A 2,300-nucleotide genomic window follows, 5' to 3' on the forward strand; every position below is an offset into this window, starting at 1 on the left:
GAGCCAGATGCGCTCCACCTCGCCGCGTTCGAAGCCGAGCAGCGCGCCTGACAGCGCGGCGGCGAGCGCGAGGCCCACCAGCACGCGGGTGGCGCGATCGACACGGCGCAACCGGGTCAGGCCGCCGACGGCCGCGGGACCGACGAGGGCGCCGAGGACGGCGAGGTCCACGAGCAGGAAATAGAGGTAGGGCCGGGCATGGCCCACCGGGGCCCAGACCTCGTGCGTGGCGGCCACGCCGTCCCACACCCAGAACCCGCCCGCGCCGAAGGCGACGACCACGCCGACCGTGACGACCCCCGCCAGGGCCGTGGCGGCTACCCGTCGCGACACGATCAGCGGCGCGAGGGCGATCAGGCCCATGTGGAGCAGCCCGTACGACAGGATCGGGCAGGCACCCAGGAGGAGACCCGCGGCCACCGCGTACGTCCACCGCGCGGCGCCGCGCCGTTCCCGGTCGGTGGCGAGCGCGAGGAACGCGACGCCCCAGGCGAGTATCCCGGCGAAGAACGCGTCGGCCGAGGTCGCCACCCAGAGCGCGGCGGGGGCCAGGACGAGTGCGGGGGCGACGGCGCGGGCGACGCGCTCGGCAGCGGCTCCGCCGGGCGGTCCGGCCGCCTGGACGAGACCGAGCGTCCGCAGCGTGATCAGTACCGCGGGTACGGCCGCCGCGCCGCCGAGGACGAACAGGGTGGCTGCCCAGCCGGAGCCTCCCAGGCCTACCCGGTCCAGCAGGGCGAGCAGCAGCACGAGGCCCGGCGGATGGCCCCTGACGTGAATGGGATAGCCGGGCAGGTCGTCGACGAAGCCCGCGAGAAAGGCCGCTGGGTCGGCTGCTGCGACCGGCACGGCCGGGAGGTATTCGTGCTCGCCGCGGACCGGCTCCGTGAGATCGTCCCACGAGGTGAGGATTGCCAGCGCGGCCGCCCACGCGGCGGCGGTGGCCCAGGACACGAGCAGGAGCACCCGCCAGGGCAGGAGCGCCGCAAGCGCGGTCCCGAACCGGACGACCGCGACCAGCAGCGTGAGCGCCGTGAGGAGACCCGGCCCCGTGCGCAGCACCCAGTGCCCGACGAAGGGCTCGGCACCGGTCAGCAGCGGCACGTCGCTCGCGGACCGCAGCACCGCGCCGACAAGCCAGAGCGCAGGGATCGACGCCGCCCAGACGGACAGTGCCGCCACCGGTCCGTGCCTCTGCCACCAGGTCCCGCCGGCAGGAGGCGCCGGGTCGGCGGCAGGGGGAAGCCCGGTCTGTCGGGTCGATGTGGGCTCGTGTCTCGGTGATTCCGCCACGGTTCCATCGTCGCGGCCGGCCGCCGCGAACGTGATGCCGGCGGACCTGACGAACGGCTGACGTTCGACCTGGTCGCCGGTCCTCACCTGCGGTCAGTCGAGCGTGAGCTCCAGGGCGGCCGGCGCGGCGGTGAGCGACGTGCGGATCAGCGCGCACAGCTCGGCACGGCTCGCGCTCGTCGCGGCGTCGGGCGGTGAGCACCAGGCGTCCACGGCGGCCCGGTGGGCGGTGACCACGATCGCGCACACGACCCGCGCCGAGAGGTCCGCGGCGGGCGCGCCGTCCAGCCGTTCCACGATCGCGTCGACGACCTGCTGGGTGAAGCGTTCGCACACCAGCATGCCCGCGGCGTCGACGACCGGGTGGGTGCCGCTCAGGCGCGCGCTCAGCACCGCGGGACGCTCCCAGCCGGGCGGCATCCGCTCGACGACCTCCACGAGGGCGTCGCCGACGACCTCCAGCAGCGGACCGCGCCGGGCGAGCACCTCGTCGAGCTCGGCGATCAGGGTCCGCCAGACGTCGTTCAGCGGGGTCAGAGCGAGGTCTTCCTTGCCCGCGAAGTAGCGGAAGAAGCTGCGCTTGGACACCTCGGCCTGGTCGCACAGCCAGTCGACGGTCACCGCGTCGTACCCGCGTTCGGCGAAGGCCGGCAGCGCGACCTCCACCAGGCGCTGCCGGCAGCGGGCAATACGCCTGCTGCGGAGCGTGCCGGCGGTGGTCGGTGTCGTCATGCTGCCATCATAGCGAACTGGCACTCAGCGGCAGTTGGCATACAGTAGCGCCATGCTCGCATGGACGGTCGATCACGCCTCACCCAGCCACCTCAGCCTGCGCGAGGTGCCCGATCCGGCGCCCGGGCCCCATGACGGGGTCATCGAGGTGCGCGCCTTCGCGCCGAACCACGGCGACCTCGAGTCCCTGCCGGGTGTGCCCGCCGGCGCCGTCCCGGGCTGGGACGCCGCCGGCGTCGTCGTGGCCGAGGCGCTCGACGGCACGGGGCCACGGC

The 2,300-nt window shown here is 74.5% G+C and carries 2 protein-coding genes and 1 pseudogene; 1 reads left to right on the forward strand and 2 read right to left on the reverse strand.

The genetic code is table 11. The annotated features are described in order from the left end of the window. The coding region (locus PROKR_RS34725; protein WP_051432921.1) for a hypothetical protein at positions 1–1,182 on the reverse strand (1,182 nt) is incomplete at its 3' end. Positions 1,183–1,386: 204 nt separating this feature from the next. Then, positions 1,387–2,025, reverse strand: a complete 639-nt coding sequence (locus tag PROKR_RS12160; RefSeq protein WP_051432922.1) for a TetR/AcrR family transcriptional regulator — start codon at positions 2,023–2,025, stop codon at positions 1,387–1,389. 52 nt (positions 2,026–2,077) lie between these two features. On the opposite strand from PROKR_RS12160, the pseudogene PROKR_RS34730 reads away from it, so the two are divergent. Next, a pseudogene (locus PROKR_RS34730) lies at positions 2,078–2,300 on the forward strand (hypothetical protein); the annotation flags it as partial.

The sequence above is a fragment of the Promicromonospora kroppenstedtii DSM 19349 genome (assembly GCF_000515355.1).
GTDB classification, from domain to species: domain Bacteria; phylum Actinomycetota; class Actinomycetes; order Actinomycetales; family Cellulomonadaceae; genus Promicromonospora; species Promicromonospora kroppenstedtii.